Source organism: Streptomyces sp. 7N604 (genome assembly GCF_052245475.1).
GTDB lineage: Bacteria > Actinomycetota > Actinomycetes > Streptomycetales > Streptomycetaceae > Streptomyces.
The window spans coordinates 266,492-291,869 of the sequence record NZ_JBQQBX010000003.1; the positions used below are offsets into that span (position 1 = coordinate 266,492).

Annotated in this window: 18 protein-coding genes and 2 pseudogenes; 8 read left to right on the forward strand and 12 right to left on the reverse strand. The window is 71.9% G+C overall.

Features of this window, described 5'->3' with window-relative positions; genetic code table 11:
* Positions 1 to 33: 33 nt before the first annotated feature.
* The gene (locus ACTWP8_RS05050) at positions 34 to 1,422 is read right to left on the reverse strand and encodes a hypothetical protein (RefSeq protein WP_443320926.1); all 1,389 of its coding nucleotides are present in this window, start codon (positions 1,420 to 1,422) and stop codon (positions 34 to 36) included.
* A gap of 179 nt (positions 1,423 to 1,601) precedes the next feature.
* Here ACTWP8_RS05050 and ACTWP8_RS05055 point away from each other — a divergent pair, with 179 nt between their 5' ends.
* A complete protein-coding gene (locus ACTWP8_RS05055) occupies positions 1,602 to 2,006 on the forward strand; it encodes an SsgA family sporulation/cell division regulator (protein ID WP_443315286.1) in 405 nt (134 codons plus the stop codon).
* Positions 2,007 to 2,102: 96 nt separating this feature from the next.
* On the opposite strand, the gene ACTWP8_RS05060 is transcribed toward ACTWP8_RS05055, so the two are convergent.
* The 3 genes from ACTWP8_RS05060 to ACTWP8_RS05070 form a co-directional block, all read right to left on the reverse strand.
* Complete coding sequence (locus tag ACTWP8_RS05060) at positions 2,103 to 5,387, reverse strand: carboxyl transferase domain-containing protein (RefSeq protein WP_443320927.1); 3,285 nt, start codon at positions 5,385 to 5,387, stop codon at positions 2,103 to 2,105.
* Positions 5,388 to 5,389: 2 nt separating this feature from the next.
* Complete coding sequence (locus ACTWP8_RS05065) at positions 5,390 to 7,168, reverse strand: AMP-binding protein (RefSeq protein ID WP_443320928.1); 1,779 nt, start codon at positions 7,166 to 7,168, stop codon at positions 5,390 to 5,392.
* A 215-nt stretch (positions 7,169 to 7,383) separates the two neighbouring features.
* Entirely contained in the window at positions 7,384 to 7,824 is a 441-nt protein-coding gene (locus tag ACTWP8_RS05070; RefSeq protein ID WP_443315220.1) for a winged helix-turn-helix transcriptional regulator, read from the reverse strand.
* Between the two features lie 96 nt (positions 7,825 to 7,920).
* Here ACTWP8_RS05070 and ACTWP8_RS05075 point away from each other — a divergent pair, with 96 nt between their 5' ends.
* Positions 7,921 to 8,736: an acyl-CoA thioesterase gene (locus ACTWP8_RS05075; RefSeq protein ID WP_443320929.1), complete on the forward strand. Its 816-nt coding sequence runs from the start codon at positions 7,921 to 7,923 to the stop codon at positions 8,734 to 8,736.
* A gap of 29 nt (positions 8,737 to 8,765) precedes the next feature.
* Positions 8,766 to 9,950 carry a thiolase family protein gene (locus ACTWP8_RS05080; RefSeq protein ID WP_443320930.1) on the forward strand — a complete coding sequence of 395 codons (1,185 nt, stop codon included), beginning with the start codon at positions 8,766 to 8,768 and terminating at the stop codon, positions 9,948 to 9,950.
* Positions 9,951 to 10,040: 90 nt separating this feature from the next.
* Here ACTWP8_RS05080 and ACTWP8_RS05085 read toward each other — a convergent pair whose 3' ends face one another.
* From ACTWP8_RS05085 to ACTWP8_RS05095, 3 genes are all read right to left on the reverse strand, one after another.
* A complete protein-coding gene (locus ACTWP8_RS05085; RefSeq protein ID WP_443320931.1) occupies positions 10,041 to 11,009 on the reverse strand; it encodes a zinc-binding dehydrogenase in 969 nt (322 codons plus the stop codon).
* Positions 11,010 to 11,289: 280 nt separating this feature from the next.
* Positions 11,290 to 13,134 (reverse strand): AMP-dependent synthetase/ligase, encoded by a 1,845-nt coding sequence (locus ACTWP8_RS05090; RefSeq protein ID WP_443320932.1) that lies wholly within the window; start codon positions 13,132 to 13,134, stop codon positions 11,290 to 11,292.
* A 91-nt stretch (positions 13,135 to 13,225) separates the two neighbouring features.
* Positions 13,226 to 16,447, reverse strand: a complete 3,222-nt coding sequence (locus ACTWP8_RS05095; RefSeq protein ID WP_443320933.1) for a chondroitinase family polysaccharide lyase — start codon at positions 16,445 to 16,447, stop codon at positions 13,226 to 13,228.
* 199 nt (positions 16,448 to 16,646) lie between these two features.
* Here ACTWP8_RS05095 and ACTWP8_RS05100 point away from each other — a divergent pair, with 199 nt between their 5' ends.
* Both ACTWP8_RS05100 and ACTWP8_RS05105 read left to right on the forward strand, forming a co-directional pair.
* Positions 16,647 to 17,606, forward strand: a complete 960-nt coding sequence (locus ACTWP8_RS05100) for a hypothetical protein (protein WP_443320934.1) — start codon at positions 16,647 to 16,649, stop codon at positions 17,604 to 17,606.
* Between the two features lie 43 nt (positions 17,607 to 17,649).
* Positions 17,650 to 17,862 (forward strand): hypothetical protein, encoded by a 213-nt coding sequence (locus ACTWP8_RS05105; RefSeq protein ID WP_443320935.1) that lies wholly within the window; start codon positions 17,650 to 17,652, stop codon positions 17,860 to 17,862.
* 17 nt (positions 17,863 to 17,879) lie between these two features.
* On the opposite strand, the pseudogene ACTWP8_RS05110 reads toward ACTWP8_RS05105, so the two are convergent.
* From ACTWP8_RS05110 to ACTWP8_RS05125, 4 genes and pseudogenes are all read right to left on the reverse strand, one after another.
* Positions 17,880 to 18,732 (reverse strand): annotated as a pseudogene (locus tag ACTWP8_RS05110) (transposase).
* Between the two features lie 93 nt (positions 18,733 to 18,825).
* On the reverse strand, positions 18,826 to 19,455 hold the full coding sequence (locus tag ACTWP8_RS05115; protein ID WP_443320936.1) for a maleylpyruvate isomerase family mycothiol-dependent enzyme: 630 nt from the start codon (positions 19,453 to 19,455) through the stop codon (positions 18,826 to 18,828).
* Positions 19,456 to 19,479: 24 nt separating this feature from the next.
* Positions 19,480 to 19,941, reverse strand: coding sequence for an SRPBCC family protein (locus ACTWP8_RS05120; RefSeq protein ID WP_443320937.1), 462 nt, complete (start codon positions 19,939 to 19,941; stop codon positions 19,480 to 19,482).
* A complete protein-coding gene (locus tag ACTWP8_RS05125) occupies positions 19,938 to 20,309 on the reverse strand; it encodes an ArsR/SmtB family transcription factor (protein ID WP_443320938.1) in 372 nt (123 codons plus the stop codon). The genes ACTWP8_RS05120 and ACTWP8_RS05125 overlap by 4 nt, the downstream gene beginning before the upstream one ends.
* 123 nt (positions 20,310 to 20,432) lie before the next feature.
* Here ACTWP8_RS05125 and ACTWP8_RS05130 point away from each other — a divergent pair.
* Together ACTWP8_RS05130 and lpdA are read left to right on the forward strand one after the other, a co-directional pair.
* Positions 20,433 to 20,630 (forward strand): annotated as a pseudogene (locus tag ACTWP8_RS05130) (transposase); the annotation flags it as partial.
* A 495-nt stretch (positions 20,631 to 21,125) separates the two neighbouring features.
* Positions 21,126 to 22,526: a dihydrolipoyl dehydrogenase gene (gene lpdA, locus ACTWP8_RS05135; RefSeq protein WP_443320939.1), complete on the forward strand. Its 1,401-nt coding sequence runs from the start codon at positions 21,126 to 21,128 to the stop codon at positions 22,524 to 22,526.
* 27 nt (positions 22,527 to 22,553) lie between these two features.
* Here the strand turns inward: lpdA and ACTWP8_RS05140 are convergent, their stop codons facing one another.
* Positions 22,554 to 23,534, reverse strand: coding sequence for a sigma-70 family RNA polymerase sigma factor (locus tag ACTWP8_RS05140; protein ID WP_443320940.1), 981 nt, complete (start codon positions 23,532 to 23,534; stop codon positions 22,554 to 22,556).
* 277 nt (positions 23,535 to 23,811) lie between these two features.
* Between ACTWP8_RS05140 and hpnR the strand changes: the two genes are divergently transcribed.
* Positions 23,812 to 25,335, forward strand: a complete 1,524-nt coding sequence (hpnR, locus tag ACTWP8_RS05145) for a hopanoid C-3 methylase HpnR (RefSeq protein ID WP_443320941.1) — start codon at positions 23,812 to 23,814, stop codon at positions 25,333 to 25,335.
* Positions 25,336 to 25,378 lie beyond the last annotated feature (43 nt).

Consider the following 25,378-nt stretch of genomic DNA (forward strand, 5'->3'; position numbering starts at 1 on the left):
TGCCTGCGGCGCCCGCGGTCGTGAGCCGCACCGTCACGCCCGCCCGTCCCGCCACCACGCCCGGACCCGTTCGTCGAAGTCCAGGGCCGTGCGGGCACCGCGCCGCATCAGCGGCCCGAGGTCCTCGCTCATGTCGGCGACGGCCCCGCGCACCCGGGCCGAGCGCACTCCGGTCATCATGTCCAGCGCCCTGGCCCAGGTGTCGCAGGCCTGCTCGAGGCGCCCCTGGCGGCACTGCATGGATCCCTCGTGGGCGACGCTCAGCGCCGCGATGCGCTGGTACTCGGAGCCGGACCGGCTCCAGACCGCCCGGGAGAAGTGACGCTCGGCCGCGGCGAACTCACCCAGGCTCACGGCCGCCTTGGCGGTGTGAGCCTCCACGCAGGCCGCCGCAGAACCCCACAGCGCTGCCCAGTACGGCATCTCGGACTCGTCGGCGCCCTCGACCATCCGCGCCGCGCGGGCGGACTCGGCAACGGCCTCGCGCCGGATGCCCTCGGCCGCGAGCGCGCGGGCGCGGGTGATGACGTAGAGGGACTCGGTAGCGGGGTCCGTGCGCCCCTTGACCCGGTCGAGCGCCGCGTCGATCAGCGCCAGCGTGTGCTCGGGGCGGCCGGCCTCCAGGCCGTGGTGGGCCAGGATCCGCAGGATGAACGCCCCGTGCAGCTCGTTGTCCGCCTCCTGCGTCAGCCGGTACGCCTGAAGGTAGTACCGCTGGGCCAGTCCCATCTCGCCCGCGTCGTACGCCTTCCACCCCGCGAGATACGCCAGGGACGCGGCCGCCGACAGCATCTCCCGCCGCTGGTTCTCGGTGCGGAATCTCGCCCTGCACAGCGCGGCCACGTCGGACACCAGGTACTGGACGACCGCCGAGCGCCCGTGCTGTCCGCCGTAGCGCTCGTCGATGGCGGTGAACAGCCGGGTCATGTCCTTCACCGCCTCGATCTCGCCCGTGCCCGCGGTCCCCGAGCCGAGAGCGGCGGAACGGCCGCGGGCCGCCAACTCGTCGGCGCAGCCCAGCGGGAGCGCGGCAGCGGCGACGGAGTAGGCCGCCGAGGTCACGGCCGTACGGCGCTCGATGTCGGCTCGCCCCAGGCGCGTGAGGGCGTCCGCCGGATCCCCGGCCGGCCCGCTTGCCACAGCCGGCTCACGGCCGTCGGGGGCTTCCCCGCGCGTCCCCAGGCCGAGTTGCTCGGCCGTGACCGGGCGCCCGAGCTTCCGGGAGAGGGCCTCGGCGAGGAAGGCCGAGGTGACGTCGTTCGGGCGGGTGCCCGACACCCAGTGGGACACGGCGGAGGAGTTGGTCCGCAGCCGGGTCCTGCCGCTCTCGGCGGCGACGGTCCGCACCTCTCTCGCGAGCTCCGCGTAGCTGCATCCAGCCGCGCGAATCGCCTGCTGCAACGCCTGGTTGGGCTTGTTCACGGCGGGTTCGGTCCCCGGGTCGGAGATTAAGCGGTTTAAGCGCATTCGACGACCGAGGAACCTACCGCCCCCATATCCCTGACGGGTTGACTTCCCGTAAGAAGATCGCCCCCAGGGCGTGAGGAGTCGGTGGGGACGGCATGAAGATCCGTAAGCGACGGGATGGCTGAGGGCTTTTGATACACACGGTGGTGGAACGTGACCTGGTGTTCAGCCTGGCCCTGTCACCGGAGCGCAGGATCCCCGTCCCCGCCCGTCTGACGTACCGCACGGAGGATCCGCACGCGGTGCACTTCACCTTCCACACCGAGTCGCAGTCGCCGGTGAGTTGGTCCTTCGCGCGCCAGCTGCTGGTCGAGGGGATCTACCGGCCGGCCGGCTACGGCGATGTGCGGATCTGGCCGTCGAAGGCGGGTGAGCGCAGCCTGCTCCACGTTTCCCTGACCTCCCCGGACGGCGTCACGTTACTGGAGGCTCCCATCGACCTGGTCTCGGCCTGGCTGGAGCGCACCCTGCGGATCGTGCCACCGGGCTCCGAGGACGAGCACCCCACAGACGAGCACCCCACAACAGAGCAGGGGTGAGTGCCGAAGCCGCGGTCTCGCCCGGCTGGGCGTCCGGAGGATCACGGCGCCCGCCGTTGGCGGCGCGATCCGCGGGACACCTGGGCGGCGCAGGGTTCACCACGTGTCGACGAACGGGCGGGATCCGCGCGTGCCGGGTCCCGCCTCACGCAGCAGTGTGCTGATCCAGCGCCGCGACTCGGCCGGGTCGATCACGTCGTCGATCTCGAAGACCGACGCGACGTTGAGCGCCTTGCCCTGCTCGTACGCGGCCGCGACCCGGCGCTCGAACTCCCGCTCGCGCTCGGCGGGGTCGCCGATCGCCTCGAGCTCCTTGCGATAGCCGAGCCGTACGGCGCCCTCCAGGCCCATCGGCCCGAACTCGCCGGTCGGCCAGGCCACGGTGAACCGGGGAATCCTGAAGCCGCCGCCCGCCATCGCCTGCGCGCCGAGCCCGTATCCCTTGCGCAGCACGATGACCCCCATGGGGACCGTCAGCGCGGCGGCGCCCACGAACATCCGGCTGACGTGCCGGACGGTGGCGGTCCGCTCGGCGTCTGGGCCGACCATGAAGCCCGGAGTGTCGCACAGCGAGACGACCGGGAGCCCGAACGCGTCGCACAGCTGCAGGAAGCGGGCGGCCTTGTCGGCGGCGTCGGAGTCGATGGCGCCCCCGAGGTGCCGCGGGTCGTTGGCGAGCATCCCGCACGGCCGCCCCTCCACGCGCGCGAGGGCCGTGATGACGCTGCGCCCGAACCGCCGCCTGAGCTCGAGCACGGAGCCGGTGTCGGCGAGTGTCTCGAGGACGGCCCGGACGTCGTACGCCCGCACGCGGTTCTCGGGTACGAGGTGGCGCAGCCGCCGCTGGTCGGGGGCCTCCCACTCCCCCACAGGACCCTGGAAGTAGGACAGATACCGCCGGGCCAGCCGTACCGCGTCCGCGTCGTCCGCCGCTTCGATGTCGACGACGCCGTTCGCCGTCTGGACCTCGAACGGCCCGATGTCCTCCGGCGCGAACCGGCCGAGGCCACCGCCCTCGATCATCGCCGGGCCGCCCATGCCGATGTTCGCTTCCGGCGTGGCGATGATGACGTCGCAGCAGCCGAGCAGCGCCGCGTTGCCCGCGAAGCAACGCCCGGATCCGATGCCGACCAGCGGCACCTGCCCGCTGAGCCGGGCGAACAGCCAGAACGCCATGCAGTCGAGACCGGAGACCGTCGTGCCGTCCACGTCACCGGGACGGCCGCCGCCGCCCTCCGCGAACAGGACGACGGGCAGTCCCGCCTGTTCGGCGAGTTCGAAGAGCCGGTCCTTCTTGCGGTGCCCCATATGGCCCTGGGTTCCGGCCAGCACGCTGTAGTCGTACGACATGGCGACCACGCGCGCGGCCTCCGGGCCGAAGCTGCCGGCGCCGATCGTGCCGACCCCGCCGACCAGCCCGTCCGCGGGGGTGCGGCGGACCAGGTCCTCCAGGGAGCGGCGCGAGCGCTGAGCGGCGATGGCCAGGCCGCCGTACTCCACGAAGCTGCCCGGGTCGCACAGGTCGAGGATGTTCTCGCGAGCCGTGCGCCGGCCCCCGGCATGCCGGCGGGCCACCATCCCGGGACGGCCGGAGTCCGCACCGAGTTCCTTGCGGGCGAGCACCTCCTCCAGGTCGGGGCGCGGCTCGTCCAGGTCCGCCTGCTCGTCCTGCGGCGCCTCCCCCGCTTCCGCCTCGGCCGCCTCCATCAGCACCAGGCGCTCTCCGTGCTCGACGAGGACGCCGGGCTCCACGCCGAGGGAGCGGACCACGCCGTCGCACGGCGCCTCGACGAGGTGCTCCATCTTCATGGCTTCCAGGACCAGCAGCGTGCTTCCGGCCCGTACGCGCAGCCCCTCGTGGACGGCGACCTCGACGACCGTGCCGGGCATGGGGGCGTCCACGGCGAGTACGTCCCCGGGAGCGGGAGCGGGAGTGCCCGCCTCATGGGGTGCCTGGGGTGCCTCCGGTCCGGGCTCGGGCACCGCCTCCGGCATCAGGCCCGCCAGCAGCCCCGGCAGCAGCTCGTCGACCAGCCCGGTGTGCAGCCGCCCCGCGATGACGTCGGGTGCCTCCAGCAGCCCGCGCAGCAGACCGATGTTGGTGTCGACTCCCTCGATTCGCAGTTCGGCCAGTGCCCGCCGGGCGCGGGCCAGCGCTTCGGGCAGTCCGCCCGAGCCGTCGTGCGCGACCAGTTTGGCGAGCAGCGAGTCGAACCGCGGACTGATCCGGCTGCCGGGGAACGCGGCCGTGTCCACGCGGATGCCTGGCCCGCTCGGCGGCCAGAAGGAGTCCAGCGTCCCGGCGGCCGGCAGCACCGACCCGTCGGGAAGCGGCCGTTCCGCGTTCACCCGCACCTGCACCGCACACCCGCGCGGGACCGGCGGCCGCTCGACGCCCATCCGGTCGAGCGTGTCACCGGCCGCCACCCTCAGCTGGGCCTTCACCAGGTCCGTTCCCGTGACCTCCTCGGTGACGGTGTGCTCGACCTGGACCCGCGGATTGGCCTCCAGAAAGAAGAGGGCGCCGGGGTCTTGGCCGGTGTCCAGCAGGAACTCGAAGGTGCCGAGGCCCTCGTAGCTCACGTCCCGGGCCATCCGGAGCGCCGCGTCGTGCAGCCTCGCACGGACCGGATCGGACAGGTCCGGTGCGGGCGCGATCTCCACGAGCTTCTGCCGGTGCCGCTGCAGGCTGCAGTCGCGGTCGCCGCAGGAGACGACCGCGCCCGTGCCGTCGCCGAGCACCTGCACCTCGACATGGCGGGGCCGCGGCAGCAGCTGCTCGACGTAGACCGCGTCGGAGCCGAAGGCGTGGGCGGCCTCCGAGCGGCAGCGCCGCATGGCCTCGGCCAGCCCCTCGATGTCGTGCACGGCGCGCATGCCGCGCCCGCCGCCGCCCGCGAGCGCCTTGACCATCACAGCCGCCCCTTCGCCGAGGCCGAGCATGAACGCACGGGCCGCCTCGAGCGCGGTGTCCCCCTCGGTCGCCGGGAGTACGGGCACCCCGAGGCGGGCGGCGAGCCGCCGGGCCGCGCTCTTGTCGCCGAAGACGTCGAGCACGTCCGGGCGGGGCCCGACCCAGGTCAGGCCCGCGTCGCCGCACTGCCGCGCGAAGTCGGCGTTCTCGGCCAGCAGCCCATAGCCGGGGTGTACGGCGTCGCAGCCGGCGCGTACGGCCGCGGCGACCACCGCGGCCGCGTCCAGGAAGGCGGCAGGGCCCTCGCCTTCCAGCTCCACGACGTCGTCCGCCAGGCGGGTGTGCAGCGCGTCCGCCTCGTCGCGGGACCTCAGCGCCACGGCCTGGAGGCCGAGTTCACGGGCGGCGCGGATGACCCGGACGGCGATCTCGCCCCGGTTCGCCACCAGCAGCTTGGCCATTCCCATCGTCAGTCGCCCTTCCGGTCCGCGGCCGGTGCGGCGTTCGCCCCGGCGATCCGTGCCGCGCGATCGAGCAGTTCACCCTTCTTGACCTTGCCGGTCGTGGTCATCGGCAGGGCGTCGACGCAGACCACGACGGGCACTTTGTACGCGGCCATGTTGTCGCGCGCCCAGGCCCGCAGCTGCTCCGCTTCTAGCGCGGCACCCGGCCGGGGCTCCACGAACGCCAGCGGGACCTGGCCCTTTGACGGGTCGTCCATCGGCACCACGGCGGCTGACAGCACATCGGGGTGGCGCGCCAGCAGCGATTCGAGCTCCGACGGGAACACGCTCATCCCCGAGACCTTGATCATCTCCTTGTTGCGGCCGAGGTAGTGCAGGCACCCGTCCTCGTCGATCAGTCCGACATCCCCGGTGTGCAGCCAACCGCCGCGCAGCGCCCGGGCCGTGGCCTCCGGCTGCCGCCAGTAGCCGGTCATCAGGGAGGGTGACCGGACCAGGATCTCGCCGCGCTCCCCCAGCGGCAGCGGCTCGGCGGTCTTCTCGTCCACCACCATGAAGTCGGTGCCGGGCACCGGAAGCCCGCAGAAGACCGGCTCGGTGAGCAGGTCGTGGTCGCCGTCCTGGAAGCCCGCGGTGATCGAGTCGGCGGTGTGGGTCTCGGTCATGCCGTACGACGCCTCGCGCAGCACGCTGTGCCCGCCCACCAGCGCCCGCCAGCGGGCGCGGATCCGCGGCGTGAGCTTGCGGACGAAGGACATGGCGCGCGGCTGCGTCAGGCTGGACAGGGCCGCTCCGGAGAACCGCGGATGATCCATCAGCTCGACGTAGTTGTCCACGGTCCCGAGCATCAGTGTCACGCCGTAGCGCTCGACCGCCCGCAGGACGGCCTCGGGGTCCCATCGGGCGAGCAGCACGATGGTGCTTCCGGTGAGGAGCGGCAGCAGAATCCCGAAGTCCTCGCCCGCGATCCAGAAGACCGGCACATAGATCAGCAGGACGTCGGGCCGGTCCCCGGAGAGGTCCATGCCCCCGGCGGCCGCGGCCGTCGCCGCCGTGTAGAGCATGTGCCGCTGGGTGTGCTCGCAGCCCTTGGGCAGGCCGGTGGTCCCGCCGGTGTAGTTGAGGGCCGCGAGCGCGTCGAGGTCGGCCGGATGGTCCCGCCCGCGGGCTCCGCCGAGCGCCCGGTTCCATGCGCTCGCCGCACCGTCCCCTGCGCTCGCCGCACCGTCCCCAGTGCCGGACAGGCCAGGCGGCACCGGCAGGTCAGGGTCTGCCGGAAGAAAGTCCGCCATCCGCGTGACGAGCACCTCGCGTACGGCGGTGTCCTCCCGTACGGCGTCCACGAGCGGCCGCAACGAGTCGAGGACAACGAGGACTTCGACTCCGGCGTCGGCCAGCTCGTGCCGCAGCTCGTGCTCCCGGAACATCGGGTTCACCGGTACGTGCACGGCTCCCGCGCGCAGGATGCCGAGCATCGCGACGACGAACTGGGGGCAGTTGGGCAGGAGCACGCCGACCCGGTCGCCGGGACGCACCCCGGTCCGCTGCAGCCAGCCGCAGAAGCGGGCCGTGAGGTCCTCGAGTTCCGCGTAACCGATCCGCCGCCCGTAGAAGTTGATCGCCACCCGGTCCGGGCAGTGCCCGGACCAGTGCGCGAGATACTCGGTCAGGGGTCGCTCCCCCTGGGGATGGACGACCTCCGCCGGCACCTCGCGCGGCCACACCCGGCGCTGCCGGGCGCGCACGTCTGCCAGATAGTCCTCGACACGTCCGCTCTGCGACACGACGACCTCCGCCCTCGCCCATACCGACTGGTCGGCATGACTGGCCGTTCACCCTAAGAGCGGCCGAGGGCTCCGGACAAGGGTCCCGTCAGGAGCCCGGACCCCAGAACGGTTCGATCCAGGACGAGGCGCAGAGGTTCACGTCCAGGACGTACGGTCCCGCAACCCCGCAGCGCGCCCCCGCCGCCCGGGTGGCGCGGGCGCCTCGCCGCGCGTCAGGCCCGGGCCCAGTCGGGGTCCGCGTGGCGCGGGGTCAGGGAGCGGGAGTCGACCTCACGGCCGCAGGAGCGGCAGACGACGAGCGGTTCGAGGTCGGCGCCGCAGTCGTGCTCGAAGACCACCGGCGGGCGGCCGGAGAGATGCCGGTCGCCCCACTGCATCAGCGTGAGCAGGACCGGCCGGAGGTCCTGCCCGGCCTCCGTCAGCCGGTACTCGTAGCGCGGCGGGCGCTCGCTGTACGGGACTTTCTCCAGCACGCCCGCCTCGACGAGGTGGCGCAACCGCGCCGCGAGGACGTCGCGCGGGGCGCCGATGTTGCGGGTCATGGCGTCGAAGCGCCGCACGCCGAGGAAGACCTCGCGGAGGACCAGGATCGAGTACTTCTCGCCGATCACGCCGAGGGTGTCCGCGATCGAGCAGGGGCGCCGGGTCTTCATGCTCACAGTTTAGAGGTGTGCGTTTGCTTATCAAACTCACTGGGGTACTGTGAGTCCAGTTTCCAAACTCACTCACAGCCGAGGGGTTGGTCCGCGATGACCACGACTGCCGTCACGTTCGGAGAGGCGCTGCCCGGAGACGGGGAACCCCCGGCTGTGGTCCGGGTCGACCGCTCCTGGGGATCCGGGCCCGGTGCGCACGGCGGGTATCTCGCGGCCCTCGGTCTCGGCGCCATGCGCGCGCGGCTGGCCCTGGACTCCGGCCACGACCGGCCCGTGCGCTCCCTGACCACCCACTTCCTGGCCCGGGTCGACGATCGCCCGCTCGCCCTGCACACCACCGTCGAGCGGTCGGGGCGCGGCACCGCGGTGGCCGGGCTGCGAGCCGAGCAGGGCGGGGAGCAGGCCCTGCTCGGCTCGGCGACCTTCGGCAGCCCGCGCCCCGGCCCGTACCACCACGGCAGCCCGGCCCCCGCCGTGCCCGGGCCCGGCAACTGCCCTCCCCTCGCACTCCCCCAGGCCCTGGCCACCTTCGCGCAGCGCCTGGAGATCCGGCCCGCCACCCCCGCGCGTCCGCTCGGCGGCGGCGAGAGCGCCGAGCTCGTCGCCTGGATGCGGTTCCGCGACGGCCGCCCGCTGGACGCCGGGGCGGTGACCGTCCTCGCGGACGCGCCACCTCCGGCGCTCTTCGCCCTCTGGACGGCCCCGCGGCCGGTCCCCACCGCCGAGCTGACCGTGCACTACGGCTCGGCGCTGGACGACGGACCGGCCACCGGCTGGGCGCTCGTACGGATCCGCGGCGAGCACGCGGGCAGCGGCTGGGCCGTGGACGACAGCGCCGTATGGGACGCGGACGGGCACCTGCTGGCCCTCGCGCGGCAGGCCCGCCGCGTCCTCGGCGCACCTTCCTGAACAACCTCAACCCCAAGGAGTCGATCGCCATGCGCGACGCCGTCCTCGTCGAAGCCGTCCGTACGCCCGTCGGAAAAGGCAAACCGTCCGGCGCGCTCGCCGGAGTCCACCCGGTCGACCTGCTCGGTCACACGCTGCGCACACTGATCGACCGCAGCGGTGTGGATCCGGCCCTCGTCGACGACGTCGTCGGCGGCTGCGTGGACCAGGTGGCCGAGCAGGCGATGAACACCACCCGGTACGCCTGGCTGGCCGCCGGATTCCCCGAGTCCGTGCCCGCGACCACCGTCGACCGGCAGTGCGGCTCCTCCCAGCAGGCCGTCCACTTCGCCGCCCAGGGCGTTATCTCCGGCGCGTACGAGGTGGTGGTGGCCTGCGGGGTGGAGTCGATGAGCCGGGTGCCGATGTGGTCCAACGTGCCCGCGGGTGCCGACCCGTTCGGCCCGGCGCTCGCCGCGCGCTACCCGGAGGGCCTGGTTCCGCAGGGCATCAGCGCCGAGCTGATCGCCGCCAAGTGGTCGGTCGGCCGGGAGCGGATGGACGAGTTCGCGACCACCTCCCACCAGCGCGCGGCCCAGGCGCACGCGGACGGACGCTTCGCCGCCGAACTCGCGCCTGTCACCACGGAGAAGGGCCTGGTCGACACCGACGAGTCCGTACGGCCCAACACCACGCCCGATGTGCTCGCCGGTCTGCGCCCCTCTTTCGAGGACCCGGGCTTCGCCGAGCGCTTCCCGCAAATCGACTGGTCGGTGACGGCCGGCAACAGCAGCCCGGTCAACGACGGCGCCTCGGCCGTGCTGATCACCAGCAGCGAGACCGCCGCCCGGCTCGGCCTGCGCCCGCTGGCCCGGCTGCACAGCTTCGCGGTCACCGGCTCCGACCCGCTGCTGATGCTCACCGGCATCATCCCCGCCACCGAGAAAGTGCTGCGCCGGGCCGGACTGGGCCTCGACGACATCGACCTGTTCGAGATCAACGAGGCGTTCGCGAGCGTCGTGCTGGCCTGGCAGCAGGAGACCGGCGCGGACCCGGCCAAGGTCAACGTCAACGGCGGCGCCATCGCCCTCGGACACCCCCTGGGCGCCAGCGGTACGCGGCTGATGACCACCCTCGTCAACGCCATGGAGCAGCGCGGGGCCCGCTACGGCCTGCAGGCGATGTGCGAAGCGGGCGGTCTGGCGAACGCCACGGTCCTGGAGAACCTCCGCTGAGAGCCCCCGGGCCCGAGACCGAGTCCTCCCGAGCTCGGTTTCGGGCTCGGGCTCGGTCTCGGTCTCGGGTCGGGCCCAGGATCGGGCCGTTCACGGGATCAGCATCACCTTGCCCACCGTCTCCCGGCCCGCGAGCGCGGCGTGCGCGGCCGGGGCGTCCTCCAGCCGGAAGCGCCATCCGATCACGGGCGTGATCCTGCCGATGGCGGCCTCGGCCAGGGCCCGGCCCTGCAGCGCACGGAAGCGCGAGGGGTCGTGGCCCGGGGTGCTGCTGCCGTAGCCGATGACCGTCAGCCCACGGCCGTAGACGAGTCCGCCCGGTATCTCGGTGCCGCGGCCCGACGCGATGCCGTAGACGATGAACCGACCGCCAGGAGCGAGCGTGTCCACGGCCTCCCGCCCCACGTCCCCGCCGACCGAGTCCAGCACCACGTCCACCCCGGAACCGCCCGCGGCCTCCCGTACGAGACCGGCCCACCCGGGCACGCCGTAGTCCACGGCGGCATCCGCGCCGAGCTTCCGTACGACATCCAGCTTGTGCTCGCCCCTGGCCGCCCCGATGACCTTCGCCCGCGCGACCTTGGCGAGCTGCACCAGCAGACTGCCCACTCCCCCCGCGGCCGCTTCGACGAGCACGGTCTGGCCCTCGCGCAATGCCGCGATCTCGATCAGGCCGACGGCGGTGAGGCCCTGTCCGAGCAGGCAGACGGCGCTGTCCAGGGAGAGGTGGTCGGGCAGCACGTGCAGGGCCCGGCGGGCCACCACCGCCCGCTCCGCGTAGCCGCCGGAGCGGGCGGTCTGCCCGGCCACCCGCTTGCCGAGGAGTCCCGGGTCCACCCCGGGTCCGACCGCGCTCACGACTCCTGCGACGTCCCGGCCCGGCGTGTACGGCCGCGGCACCTGCGCCGACTTCCCCGCGCGCACCAGCGTCTCGACGAACTGGACACCCGCCGCGGCGACATCGACCAGCACCTCGCCTTCGCCCGGTTCGGGGTCCGGCACGATCTCCACCCGCATGACCTCGGGCGGGCCGAACTCGGCGACACGGACAGCGCGCATGCGTGGCTCCTCGTCTCTTCTCTTGTTCCGCCTCCCCACGCAATACGAGCCCCGCGTGCGATTTCCTCAACAGCGCGGAACGGCGCGGCAGGTCGCGGCACGGGCACGGTGCGGCATGGCACGGACGTCGGTCAGCCCGCTGCGCCCTGGGGCTGGAAAGCGCCGAAGACGTTCCCCTCCGTTGTCTGCCCGTCCTTCCGCGGCGACGTCTGCCGGAAGCATCGTCGCCCCGGGTGCGGGGCGCGGCGAGCCGGCGCTCGGCCGTCTGCCCGTGCCCGCCTCAGAACGCGTACAGGTCCTCGATGTCCTGCGCGTACGCCTGCACGATCGCGCCGCGCCGCAGCTTCAGCGAGGGGGTCAGCAGCCCGTCGGCCGCGCTGAATTCGAAGGGCAGGATCCGGAAGGCCCGGACGGACTCGGCCCGTGACACCGCGCTGTTGGCCGCCGTCACCGCCCGCTGGATCTCGGTGCGCAGCTCCTCGTCGAGGACAGCCTGCGAAGGGTCGTGGGAGGAGGGGCCCGACATGTGCTTGCCGCGCAGCCGGAGCCAGTGCTCCAGCGCCTCGGGGTCCAGGGTGATGAGTGCGGCGATGTACGGCCGGTTGTCGCCGACGACCAGGCACTGCGAGACCAGGGCGTGGGCGCGGATCCGCTCCTCGAGCACCTGGGGGGAGGTGCTCTTGCCGCCGCTGGTGATGATGATGTCCTTCTTGCGCCCGGTGATGACGAGATAGCCGTCGTCGTCCAGGTAGCCCACATCGCCGGTGGCGAACCAGCCGTCGCGCAGCACCGCCCCGGTGGCCGCCGGGTTGCGGTGGTAGCCCGCGAAGACCACGTCGCCGTACACCCACACCTCCCCGTCACGGGCGATGTGGACGGCGCACCCGGGCAGCGGCCGGCCCACGGTGCCGAACCGGACGAAGCCGACGGGCTGGCCGGTCACCGCCGCGGTGGTCTCGGTCAGGCCGTAGCCCTCGTAGATGGTGATGCCGGCGCCCGCGAAGAGCAGGCCGAGCTCGCGCCGGAGCGTCGACCCGCCGGACACGGCGTACCGCACCCGGCCGCCCAGCACGGACCGCAGCCGCCCGTACACCATGCGGTCGAACACGGCGTGCGCGGCCCGGAGCCACGGCCCCGGGCCGGGCCCCAGACCCATGTGCCGCCGCTCCACGGCCTCGGCGTAGCGCACCGCGATGTCCACGGCCCGGTCGAAGAGGTCCTGTCTGCCGGACTCCTCGGCCGCCTGCCGCGCCCTGCGGTAGATCTTCTCGAAGATGTACGGGACCGCGAAGACGAAGGTGGGCCGGAAGGACGCGAGTGCGGGCAGCAGCGAGGCGGGCGCGAGATCGGGCTGGTGCCCGAGCGTGACACCGCCGCGCATGCAGAACACCTGCACCATCAGGCCGTAGATGTGGGACAGCGGCAGGAAGGCGAGCAGGGTGGGTTGCTCGCCGCGCTCGGCGAGCAGCTCGTTCCACCCGGCGAAGAGGGTGTCGCACTCGGCCGCGAGGTTGGCGTGGGTGATCACGCACCCCCTGGGCCGTCCTGTGGTGCCCGAGGTGTACGTGATGGTGGCGGTCGCGTTCGGTCCCACCGCCTGCCGGTGACGGTGCACCAGCGTGTCGGGGATGTTCCGCCCCTGTTCGGCGAGGCGCTGCACGCACGCGTCGTCGAGCTGCCAGATCCGGCGCAGCAGCGGGAGGCTGTTGCACACCGCGCCCACCGTCATGGCGTGGTCCTCGTGCTCGACCACGATGGCGACCGCGCCCGCGTCGGACAGGATCCAGCCCACCTGCTCGGCGGAGGAGGTCGGGTAGACGGGGACGACCTGGGCTCCGATGGACCACAGCGCATAGCTGAACAGGGTCCATTCGTAGCGGGTTCTGGACATCACCGCGACCGGGTCGCCGAACTGGATGCCGCTCGCCAGCAGCCCCTTCGCGAGCTCCAGCACCTCGTCCCGGAACTCGGCCGCGGTCACCTGGACCCACTCGCCGCCGTCCGGATCGCCGCGCCTGGCGAGCTGCGCCAGCTTCGGGTCGCTCTCGGCGACTTGGTAGACCGAGTCCGCGAGACCACCCGAACGCGGAGCCTCCACCAGGTGCGGAAGGCTGTATTCCCGCACGGCACCCCCCTCAACAAGCAACGAGCCTCTGCCGCGTCGCATCCTTCCGGCGGGCAGGCAGCGCACCATACCGGTCGGTCTGGACGCCTGCCTAGGGCTTGATGCGACGCGCGGGCGCCGGCAGCAGCCGCGCCTGGACGGGCCGGCCGTCCACCGTCTCGAACTCGACGACGGTCGCCCTTCCCTGGCGGCGCGTCCGGCACGGCTCGCCGGCTCCGGCTGCCCGCCAGTGGCCGCGGAGCGTCACGCGCAGAGTGTGGGGCCGGCTCGGGCTGGTGAGCCAGGGCCTGGACCAGGGGCTGAAGTGGCCGACGTAGCGGCCGTGTTCGTACTGGTCGCGGTCGATGCCTTCGTACAGCCGCAGGTCGGGGTCGCAGACGGCCAGGACCAGGGCGTCGCCGTCCCGGCGGGTCAGCAGCATCGACGGGGTGTCCACGCCGCGCACCGCCGTCTCCCCGGCCAGCCGGTCCACGGCTTCGAAGGCGGCGTAGCCGGTGATGCCCGTGGCACGGTCGGTGACGATGTGCGCGGTGGTGTCCGCCCGGAGGACGGTGTACGGTGCGCGCGCCGGATCCGCCATCTCCTCGGTGAACGCGGCCATCCGCTCCGGCGTGGCCCGGACCACCATCGCGTATTCGTAGCGGCCGCCCCGGGGCGCGGTGCCGTGCCGGATCCAGGCGGTGGCGAAGTCGCCGCTGGTGGGGGCATCGGTCGCCTGGTCGCGCGAGTGCTGGGTGGTCCGCTGGACGCCGATGCGCTGTCCCGCGGGCAGGTAGTAGCCGATGCCCTTGTCGTCCAGCAGCCAGCGGGGTTCGCGGAGTTCGATGCCGGGCCGCTCGTACGGAAAGGCGGTCACCGGCTCGGGTCCTTCGACGTACGTCGGGTCCGACGGGGCGGCCAGCCGGGTCTGGAACAGGGTGGTCTCCGTCTCGTGCACCCGGTCGTCGTTCCCGATCCCGGAGCCGAGGGCGACGATCCGGTCGTCGAAGAGGAAGACCGCCGTGCGGGCGCGGTGCGAGCCGTCGTACTTCGGGTGCTCGTGCAGCCGCATCGCGAACATGCCATGACGGCCGTCGATGGCATGCGCGCCCGCGAACCGCTCGTCGGTGAGCAGCATTTCCTCGATCGTGCCGGTCAGGTCGGCGCGCAGGTGCGGCAGCGGTTTACGGATCGTGGTGGTGCCGGGGCGGCGGTTCCAGTCCCAGCCGGGCTGGCTGTAGCCGCTGTCGGCGTTGGTCACCGGATCGCCGCGGTGCAGCACCTGGATCTGGCCGTAGGTGTTGTAGCGGCCGTACCAGTTGGCGCCCTCGTAGACCTCGGTGCTCCACAGGTAGCGGTTGTGCCCGCGGACCGTGACCTGCCAGTTGTCACGCCGGTGGACGGCGAGGGCCGCGTAGTTGAGGGCCCAGGTGCCGGACGGGTCCGGTTCCGCGGTGATGCCGCGGGCGGCGAGCCGCCCGGCCAGCCGCTTCTGCCGGTCGCTGGGCTCGGCGGGAAGCAACCGCAGGAAGGCGGAGGCGAGTTCGGGGTCGACGTCGCTCGACCCGTCGGGGGTTCCGGCGAACGCCAGCCACTCGTACGGGGTCACGGACAGCGCCGTGGTGCCCCTGGGGTGGCGGCCGGTGAGGGAGATCGGCCAGTGGAACTTGTTGGCGTACAGCCGCATGGTCAGCAGGGCCCGCTTCAGCCAGGCGTGGGCCCGCTCGGAGATACGGAAGGTCCCGCCGCCCATCACGTAGACCAGCGGCGCAAGGCCGCTGAAGCCGTCGCGCGCGTAGTCCGGATAGAACCCGACGTGGTGGAAGGTGGTGCCGTCGGGCTTGATGCCGTCCTGGATGCCGGGGACGGGCAGCAGGGCCCGGTCGAGCCAGTCGCGCAGCGCGTGCAGATACGCCACCTGCTCCGCCTCGCTCTCGTACAGCAGGACGGCCGCGAGGAGTCCCCGGAACGTGGTGCCCAGGATGTCCATGACGCTGCCGTACGCCATGCGGTGGTCCCAGCCGCGGAAGATCCGGCCGAGGCCGGTCAGCCAGGTCACGTCCGCGCGCACCGCACCGAGCAGACCCGCGTCCCGCAGCACGTCACGCATCAGGTGGACGGAGTCGTAGTAGCCGCGGGCGTCGTAGCCGAGGTGGTGGATCGTGCCCTGGCAGCTGCCGTGCGTCCAGCCCTGGTCACGGAGGTGGGCGACGAGCCGCAGGTAGAGCTCGGCGAGGGCGGGACGGTGGGCGTCGCCCGCGGCGTCGTGCGCCTGGGCGACCGTCTTCATCAGGTCGGTGCAGCCGCGCAGGGTCGCCGCGCCCACGAAGGACGTGAGGTCCGCGGCGATCTGCGGCGGATAGATCTGGGACTGGTACGAGAGGACCGGGCGGCCGGTGCCGGTCGAGGAGCGCTCCGGTACGCCGAGCTCCGCGACCTGGGCGGTGAGCGCGGCCACGTAGGCGTCGTCCACCCTCACAGCCGCGGCCAGGTACTCGTCGTGGTAGCGGGCGAGGAGTGTGCGCAGGGAGGCCCGGTCCTCCTCCGAGGGGGCGGGTGCGGGTAGTTGACGCTTCTTCAGGAGCTGGTCGAAGAGGTAGAGGGCCTGCCAGTGCTGGGCGTCCCACGCGTCGCCCTCGCGGCAGACCTCTGGCACCTGCACGTCACGGGTGGGCCCGTCGGGCCGCACCGCCACATTGAGCAGGAGCTGGTCCAGATGGAGGGTGCCGGAGCGGCGCGGCGCGATGATGCGGACGGTGTCCATGTCCGGGTGCGCCCGGCCGTGCATGTCGTACCCGTAGCGCACCCAGGCGGTGCGCCAGCCGGTGAAGCCGAGGCGGAAGTCGAACCAGGCGTCGGTGCGCTCGCCCCGGCCGAACTCGAAGCGGATCGCGTCGTCGGCGGGCTCCTCGTTGAAGACCCAGACGGAGAAGGTGTCCACGGTGCCCTGCCACGCCTGGTCGTCGAGCGGGCGGTACGGGTCGGCGCCGTACGCCAGGTCGGCGCGGACGACGATGCGGGACCGTGCGTCGTGGTCCCAGCGCAGCGAGTGGCCGCCGCAGATCGCGGCCCGGTCGCTGATGCTGAGCCGGGATCCCTTCCCTGCCGCCATCCGGGGCGGGACCGCGGTCTCGAGGAGGAAGGCGGGCGGCTGGAGGGCCAGCGCCCGGCGCTCGAGGTCGGCCGGAGGGGTGGCGGGGGCGGTGCCGGGCTCCGCGCTCTCACGGACGGCCGCCCCCGCCGGAACGGCCGGGGGGACGAGGCCCCCCGCAGCGCCGAGGGCGGCGGCCTTGAGAACCGTACGGCGGGGCGTCCGTGTGGCGTCGTCCGACAAGGTGCCTTCTCCTTCGGTCACTTGCCATGGCCGGGTGGATCGAACCGACAAGGGTCGTGTGGCGAGTCTTCCCCGGCGCCGGCCACATGTGCGGGAATGAATCCGGCCTGCCGGACCCGCCCGCCGTCGCGCCGAATTCCTTGCTCCGGTCACCCCACCAATCCAGCCGTCGGGTGCGGAATGATGCGAACCTGACCGTATGGGCTGGGAAGAGGTCGCCGACCAGCTGTACGCGCTGCCGCCCGAGCAGTTCACCGCCGCGCGCGACGAGGCGGCGAAGACCGCGCCCCGCGGGCAGGCGGCGAAGATCCGCGCGCTGCGGCGCCCGACCCTGGCCGCCTGGGCCCTGAACCTCCTCGTCCGCAGCGATCGCGACCGGATCACCGCGCTGCTCGGGCTCGGCGAGCAGCTGCGCCGCGCCCACCAGGACCTGGACGGCCGGCAACTGCGCGCGCTGTCGCAGCAGCAGCGGCGGCTGGTGACCGCCCTGTCCCAGGAGACCCAGCGGCTGGCCGCCGAGGCCGGGCGACCGGTGGGCGAGAGCGTGCTGCGCGAGGTGGAGGCCACCGTGCAGGCCGCGCTCGCCGACCCCGACGCCGCCGAGGAGCTGGCCACCGGGCGTATGACCAAGGCTCTGGCGCCGCCTGCCGGTTTCGGCCCGCCGGTCAGCGCCACCGTGCATCCGCTGCGCCCCCGCGAACCGGCGCCGCAGCGCAAGGCCCCGTCGCGCGTTTCCGCACCGGCCCGGCCGGCGTCGGTGACCTACTTGTCCCGGCGCGCGGAGGAGGCCGAGGAGAAGGCGCGCGCGGAGCGGGAGCGGCGGGAGCGGCTGTCCGAGGCCCGCGCAGAGGCGGACGGGCTGGAGCGCGAGGCCCGCGCCGCGGAGAAGGAAGCCGCCGTCGCGGAGCGGCGGCTCGCCGCAGCGGAGGATCGGCGGCACGAGGCCGAGGACCGGGTGCGGGAGCTGGAGGCCGCGCTGCGGGAGGCCCGGGAAGCGCTGACCGAGGCGAGGAAGGCCGAACGCACCGCCCGCGCCCCGGCGCGGCGGGCGCACGAGACGGCCGAACGGGACCGCAGGCGAGCCCGGGAGGCATCCGCGCAGGTGGAGCGCCTGCGGGCCGAGGACGCAGCGCCCCGCGGCCGCGGAGGCAGGCGCTAACCGCCCCCGCGCCCCGAGCTTTTTCCGCCTGCCCGGGCCCCTCGTGCCATCCCGGGCCACGACGGCGAGCCGAGCCCCCTGGTGGACATTCGCGAGCCCCGCTGACGCGGCACTCGGCGTCGCCCGGCGCGGCGTGGGTGGGCGCGGGGGCAAGGACAGGACGGACTACCCGGTCAACCTCTTCTCGCACGAGAACGACATGGAGGGGCAGCTGGAGGTCGTCCGCAAAGAGGGCTGCGAATTCGGCACCCTCTAAGAGCGTCCGCCAGTAGATCACCGGATGCGGGGGCTGCGAGGCCGGGTGTCCCAGCGGTAGCGGAACCAGGCGCGTCGGATCAGGCTACGCATGGTGACGATGGCGGCGGCCAGGGCGATGAAGAACTCCACGCAGGCCCTGCGGCGTTCGGTGCAGCGCCGGAGCTTGCCGAAGTTGTTCATCCACGAATTCGTCCGCTCCACCACCCAGCGCCCGTCCGCCTGGATCGGCGTCCGCTCACCGCGCTTGGCGATCAGCGGGATGACCTGCCGGCCCGCCAGGTCCTCGTAGACGCATCGGTAGTCGTAACCCGCGTGCAGGCTGAGCGTCGGGTGCTCCGGTAACGGGCCGAGTTCCCTGCCGAGATTGCGGAAGTGGTCCAAGGTCCCCGGAAGGAGGGTGTGGTCGCGGATGTTGGCCGGTGCGGGGTCGGTGACCAGTGGGATGCCGTAGCCGTCGGTGAGCTGCGAGCGCTTGAGGCCCTGCTTGGGCGCGGTCCACCGGGCTCTTGCCCGCGCACTGCCCACCCGAGGGCGCCTTGGTCTGGCAGCCGTCGGCGGCCAGATGCCCCAACTCCAGGCTGATCATGCGGTCGTAGGCGGCCAATGCCGCCAGCTGAATCGCCTCGCCCGCACCGCACGCGATCCACTCATCGCGGCGGCGCCGGATCGTGGTGGCCGAGCAGGTCCCGTCGGCCACCCGTTCGTACCCCATCCCGGACACCAGGACCAGAATCAGTCGGTCGAAGACCAGCTCATCGGCGATGCGGGGGTTGTGGCAACCCCACGGATGCTTCTCGTGGTGCTCGGGCAACTGCGCGAGGAACTCCTCACGCAGTGGCTCCAGGATGCATGCTGGAACGGCAGGCACGGCCCCTCCCAGGCGGCAGAGCGTCAACAACTCCACGAAAGTGCTGTGCAGGCCTGACTACCATGTCCGCCCGTGCCCATGACCTACCACTGTCTATGACGTGGCGAAGTGGGTGCGTGGGCCGTCGCCCCGTAGCCGTCCCGCCGGGAGCTTGCGCCCGCACATGACGAGCGCGAGATCCTGAGCCCGGCCGGTCAGCGGCGTTCCCGTCCCGAATGACCAGTCGATGTCATCGGCTCGCAACTCGATCCCGTCCAGGCCGACGCCGAAGTGCTTGAGGCTTTTCGGGCCTGTGATCGTCTCCAGGACGATCCGCAGGTGTTCCTCGGGGATCTGGCGGGTGATGTTCAGCGGCACGGTGATGTCCAGGCCGTGGATCACATCGTGGGTCAGTGCGGCCTCGAAGCCGCCGCCGGGCGGTTGCCACGGGTACCACTCGTTGTTGCGGAGGGCCGCGACGAGCTCGCCCGTCGGGGCTTGCCCGTCCCGCCTGGCGCAGCGATCTGCCATGCGGTTGAAGTTGCCCCGCGAGGTCATGAGTTCGCGGATGAATCGTGCGGTCGAGTACCGGAACGGCATGGTCACGTGTGCGACGACCTCGCGCACGCGCCATCCGGCGCACAGTGTCTGCGTCTCCCACGAGGCGGGGGGCAAGGCGCTCAGCACGTCCGCCAGCTCTCGTCGTTCAGCCGCGATTGCCTCGGTGATGTATGTCTTCTCCATCGGTGTATCGCCTTTCCGGTCGGACTATCGTCCGGATTCGCGCGCGAGGGTTTTCAGGTACGCGGCGAACTTGTCGAGCGAGGACAGGAAGCCGGCTTGTGCCTCTGGGCTGCGGAACGCCTCGGGTACGTTCGTCTGGTGGATGTGCACCTCGGTGCGTCCGTCGCCGAGGTCGGCGAAGGTCGCGGTCATCGTCATCCTGCTGTGGGTCTCGGTCCACACGAGTCGCTCCGGCTCGCTGACCTCCACATAGACGGCTCGGGTCGGGTACCGGCTGCCGTCGGCGTCGTTGACCATGACGGTCTCGAAGACCCCGCCGGGACGTGCGTCGACGATGATGTCCTCAAGCGGCGCGCTCACGCCGACGGGGCCCCAGAAGTGGGTAAGGTGTTCCGGTTCGGTCATGCAGCGAAAAACGAGCTCTCTGGGAGCGTCGAAGACGCGGGTGAAGCTGAGTTCACCAGCGGCAGGCTTCTGGTCAGTCATGAATCATGTCCTTTCCGGTCCGGCTCGGGGGAATGTGCTTGCTGGACCTCGCGCAAGTACTGGTCGAGCTTCTCGAAGCGTTCCGTCCAGGTCCGTCGACTTTCCTCGATCCAGAGCAGTGCCGCGTCGAGCGCTTCGCGCTCAAGGTGGCAGGGCCGGAACTGGGCGTGCCGGGTCCGCGAGATGAGCCCAGAGCGTTCGAGCACCTTGAGGTGCTTGGAGATTGCCGGCAGGGACATCTCGAACGGCGCCGCCAACTCGTTCACCGTGGCATCCCCCCTGGCGAGGCGGGCCACGATCGCCCGACGCGTGGGGTCCGCCAGGGCGGCGAAGGTGACGTCGAGTCGTTCATCGTCCACCGCCGCCACATCGACCGGCTTGCTCCCTGAATCCACCCAGCTACTTCACCATGTAGTTATTTAGCTGTCAAGTTAAATGAAGGATGCGGATGCCAGCCACGCCTGGGGGCAGGTCGTCACGGACCAGCGGACGGGCGCTGGGTGGTGGAGCGGACGAATTCGTGGATGAACAACTTCGGCAAGCTCCGGCGCTGCACCGAACGCCGCAGGGCCTGCGTGGAGTTCTTCATCGCCCTGGCCGCCGCCATCGTCACCATGCGTAGCCTGATCCGACGCGCCTGGTTCCGCTACCGCTGGGACACCCGGCCTCGCAGCCCCCGCATCCGGTGATCTACTGGCGGACGCTCTGAGCCGTCGTGACGCTCGCTCACGACAGCTTCGACTCCTACACACCACCGGCAGTCCGTTCACCGACGGCCGGGAGAACATCGACGGCAGCCTCGTCCTCCAGGGCTTCGACGGGGCATCGCACCCGACCAGCCGCGGCGACAGCGGCAAGGACAACGCCGTCCACGCGCCGCGATCCGAGCCGGACTTACCTCAGCAATCCCTGCCGGCCCTGGCAGCCCCTGCGCTCGCCCGCGGCGGCCCGGCGAACCCGGCGACGGGGCGCCGGAGCCGCCCGCTTCTTGCGGGCCCTCATTGCACGGTGCGCGGTACACGCTTCCGCTTCTCCGTGCCGGACAGTCGCTCTCGACGCCCACGCCACTTCCATGACATCACCGCAGCCCACTGCCGTCCAGGGGCTGTCCATGCCCCACTCCGGCCTCCTTCGCGAAGGGGGACGCGCTGCGCGGCGGGGCGCCGCGGCCTAGGCTGCCGTGCATGAGCGGACACTTTGACGTCGTGGTCCTGGGCGCGGGCCCGGGAGGCTATGTCGCCGCCATCCGAGCGGCCCAGCTCGGCCTCAGAACGGCGATCGTCGAGGCGCGGTACTGGGGCGGGGTCTGCCTGAACGTCGGCTGCATCCCGTCCAAGGCCCTGCTGCGCAACGCCGAGCTCGCGCACATCTTCACTCAGGAGGCCAAGACCTTCGGCATCCGGGTGGACGGCCAGGTGAGTTTCGACTACCGCGAGGCCTTCAACCGCAGCCGCAAGGTCGCCGACGGGCGCGTCAAGGGCGTGCACTTCCTGATGAAGAAGAACAAGATCACCCAGTACGAGGGGATCGGCAGCTTCATCGATGCGCACACCCTCCAGGTCACGGTCGCCGACGGCAACACCGAGACCCTCTCCTTCGATCACTGCATCATCGCCACGGGCGCGACCACCCGGCTCCTGCCCGGCACATCCCTCAGCCCGCGGGTGGTGACGTTCGAGGAGCAGATCCTCACCGACGAGCTCCCGCAGAGCATCGTGATCGCGGGCGCGGGCGCCATCGGCGTCGAGTTCGCGTATGTGCTGCACAACTACGGCGTCCAGGTCACGCTGGTGGAGTTCCTCGACCGCATCGTGCCTCTGGAGGACGAGGACGTCTCGGCCGAGCTGGCGCGCCGCTACCGCAAGCTGGGCATCAACGTGCTGCCGTCCACCCGCGTCGAGGCCATCGACGACTCCGGCGACAAGGTGCATGTCATCGTCACCACCGGCGGGCAGCGGCAGACCCTCGAGGCCGACAAGGTGCTGCAGGCCATCGGCTTCCAGCCGCGGATCACGGGCTTCGGCCTGGAGAACGCGGGCGTGCGGCTGACCGAGCGCGGCGCCATCGACATCGACGCCCGCTGCCGTACGAATGTCCAGCACATCTTCGCCATCGGCGACGTGACGGCCAAGCTCATGCTGGCGCACGCGGCCGAGGCGATGGGAATCGTCGCGGCCGAGACGATCGCCGGTGCGGAGACCATGGAGCTGGAGTACGTGATGATCCCGCGGGCCACGTACTGCCAGCCGCAGATCGCGAGTTTCGGCTGGACGGAGGCCCAGGCGCGCGAGCAGGGCTACGACGTGCGGGTGGCCAAGTTCCCTTTCACGGCCAACGGCAAGTCGCACGGACTCGGCGACACCGTGGGATTCGTCAAGATCATCAGCGATGGCCGGCACGGGGAACTCCTGGGCGCCCACCTGATCGGCCCCGAGGTGACCGAGCTCCTGCCGGAGCTCACGCTGGCCCAGCAGTGGGACCTCACCGTCCACGAGGTGGCGCGGAACGTGCACGGGCACCCGACGCTCGGCGAGGCGGTCAAGGAAGCGGTCCACGGCCTGGCGGGCCACATGATCAACATGTGACGCGGGGGCCCAGGGGGGCGGCCGGGGTCAGCCGGCCCAGTCGAGGAGCAGCTCGTGCCGCTCCGGCGCCCGCAGCTGCGCCAGCGCGTGCTTCTCCAGCTGCCGCACCCGCTCACGGGTCAGCCCCACATGCTCGGCGACCTGCTTGAGCGTGTGCGTCTTCCCGTCGTGCAGGCCGTACCGCAGGGTGAGGATCATCGCCTCCCGGGGCGGCAGGGTCCCGATGGTCTGGCGGAGCTGCTCGGCGAGCGCGCGGTACTCCACGACATCCGGCGCCTGGAGCACCTCGGTGTCCTCGATCAGGTCGCCGACCACGGTCTCGCCCTTGTCGCCGACGGGGGTGTCGAGGCTGATCGCCTCGCGGCCGACCCGGCGCAGCCGGGTGACCTTCCCGACCGGGAAGCCGGTCTCGGCTGCCGCCTCCTCTGCGGTCGGCTCCCGGCCGAGCCGCAGCTGCAGGTTCCGCTCGGCCCGGCCGAGCTTTGACAGGTCTTCGACGACGTGGACGGGCAGCCGTACGGTGCGGGCGTACTGGGCCAGGCCGCGCTCGATGGCCTGCCGGATCCACCATGTGCCGTAGGTGGAGAACTTGTAACCCTTGGTGTAGTCGAACTTCTCGACCGCCCTGATCAGCCCCAGGTTCCCTTCCTGTACGACGTCCAGGAACGGCAGGCCGCGACGGCTGTGCCGCTTGGCCACGGAGACGACCAGGCGGAGGTTGGCCCGGATCATGTGGTCCTTGGCGTGCTGCCCGTCGCGGGCGATGACCTCCAGCTCCCACCGGCCCTCCGCGGGCAGCTCGCGCCCGTCGGCCTCGGCCTCCCGCAGCAGCTCGTCCGCGTAGACACCGGCCTCGATGCGCTTGGCCAGGTCGACCTCCTGCTCGGCATTGAGCAGGGGGGTGGCGGCGATCTGTGCGAGGTACTGGCGCAGGAGATCGGGCTCTTCGTCCGGCCCGGCCGGATCGGTCCTGTGAGGAGCGGCGGCAACGCTCGGCTCCACTGGCATGGTGTCACCTTCTCTTCGAACCGTGGCCCGCGCCCCGTCCTCGGGAACCGTTCGGAACCGTGGGCCACACGAGCTGGCGTACCCTTCCCGCCTCCGTTCACGCGCTGCGCGGCGCGGCCATCCGCGCCATAGGCCCGTTCTGATCGAGGGCCCGGGGCGCCGGACGCTCCACCCCGCACCGAGGGGTCCCGCGGCGGCGAGCCTCCCCGAACAAAGCGCATGAAAGGTTCATAAAGGACACGGTATGCCTCTGCTTCCGTCGACCGGAGAGCCTGACATGCGACTGCTGCTGGTCCACCCCAGTGCGCTGATGTACTCCGAGATCTTCCTCCGGCTCGAGCCACTGGGGCTGGAGCGGGTGGCGGCGGCGGCCCGTGACGCCGGTCATCAGGTACGGGTGGTGGACCTGCAGGTGCTTTCCCGGCGGGTGCTCGACCGGGAGCTGGCGTCCTTCGCCCCCGAGGCGCTCGGGATCTCCCTGAACTATCTCGCCAACATCCCCGAGGCGATCGAGATCGCCCGCCAGGCCAAAGCGGCCTCACCGGGGTGCTTCGTCTTCTTCGGCGGCCACAGCGTCTCCTTCATCGCGGATCACGTGCTGGCCCAGGCGGAGGGCGCGGTGGACGCGGTCGTACGCGGGGAAGGGGAGCCGGCGGTCGCCCCGCTGCTCGAGGCGGCGTGCGACGGGGGCCTGGAGACCGTACCGGGAGTGGTCAGCGCGGCGGGGCGCGGCCCGGCGCCGAAGATGCTGGACAGCCTCGACCACCCCCGGCCCGCGCGGGATCTCATGCGCCGCCGCAACCGCTACTTCATCGGCGAACTCGATCCGTGCGCCTCCATCGAGTTCACCCGCGGCTGCCCCTGGGACTGCTCCTTCTGCTCCGCCTGGACCTTCTACGGCCGCAGCTACCGCAAGGCGTCGCCGGAGGCCGCCGCCGAGGAGATGGCCACCATCCGGGAGCCCCATGTCTTCATCGTCGACGACGTCGCCTTCATCCGCCCCGAGCACGGCCACGGCATCGCCGCGGAACTCGAGCGCCGGCGCATCCGCAAGCAGTACTACCTGGAGACCCGCAGCGACGTGCTGCTGCGCAACCTGGATGTGTTCGAGCGCTGGTCAAGCCTCGGGCTGAGGTACATGTTCCTGGGCATGGAGGCCATCGACGCCGAGGGCCTCGACCTGTTCCGCAAGCGCATCAGCCCGGACGAGAACTTCCGGGCGCTCGAAGTGGCGCGCAAGCTGGGCATCAACGTCGCCATCAATCTCATCGTCGACCCCGCGTGGGACGAGGAGCGCTTCCGCATCGTCCGCGAGTTCGCGCTGTCGGTGCCGGAGATCGTGCACCTCACGGTGATGACCCCGTACCCGGGTACCGAGATCTGGCACACCGAGGCGCGCCAACTCACCACACGGGACTACCGCTTGTTCGACATCCAGCACGCGGTGGTGCCCACGCGGCTCCCGCTGGAGGTGTTCTACCGCGAACTCGTCCGCACACAGGCCGTGATCAACCGCAAGCACCTGGGGCTGCGGACGGCGATCGGTGCGATGGGGGTCCTCGGCCGCAACCTCGCGCGCGGGCAGACCAACTTCGCCCGCATGCTGTGGAAGTTCAGCCGGGTCTACAACCCGACCCGCCAGCTCGCCGACCACGCGCGCGAGGTCAGGTACGAGCTGCCGCTGCCCCAGCGCCGCGAGGCGCCGGGCCGCCAGGACCTCTTCATCCACACCAGGCCCGTCAGCCGGTCGCGCGCCGAGAGCAGCGTCGCGGCCCCGCCGCGGGACGAGGGCCGAGCCTGAACCGGTCCGCGGGCGCGGGGAGGGCGAAAGACCCCGGTACCGG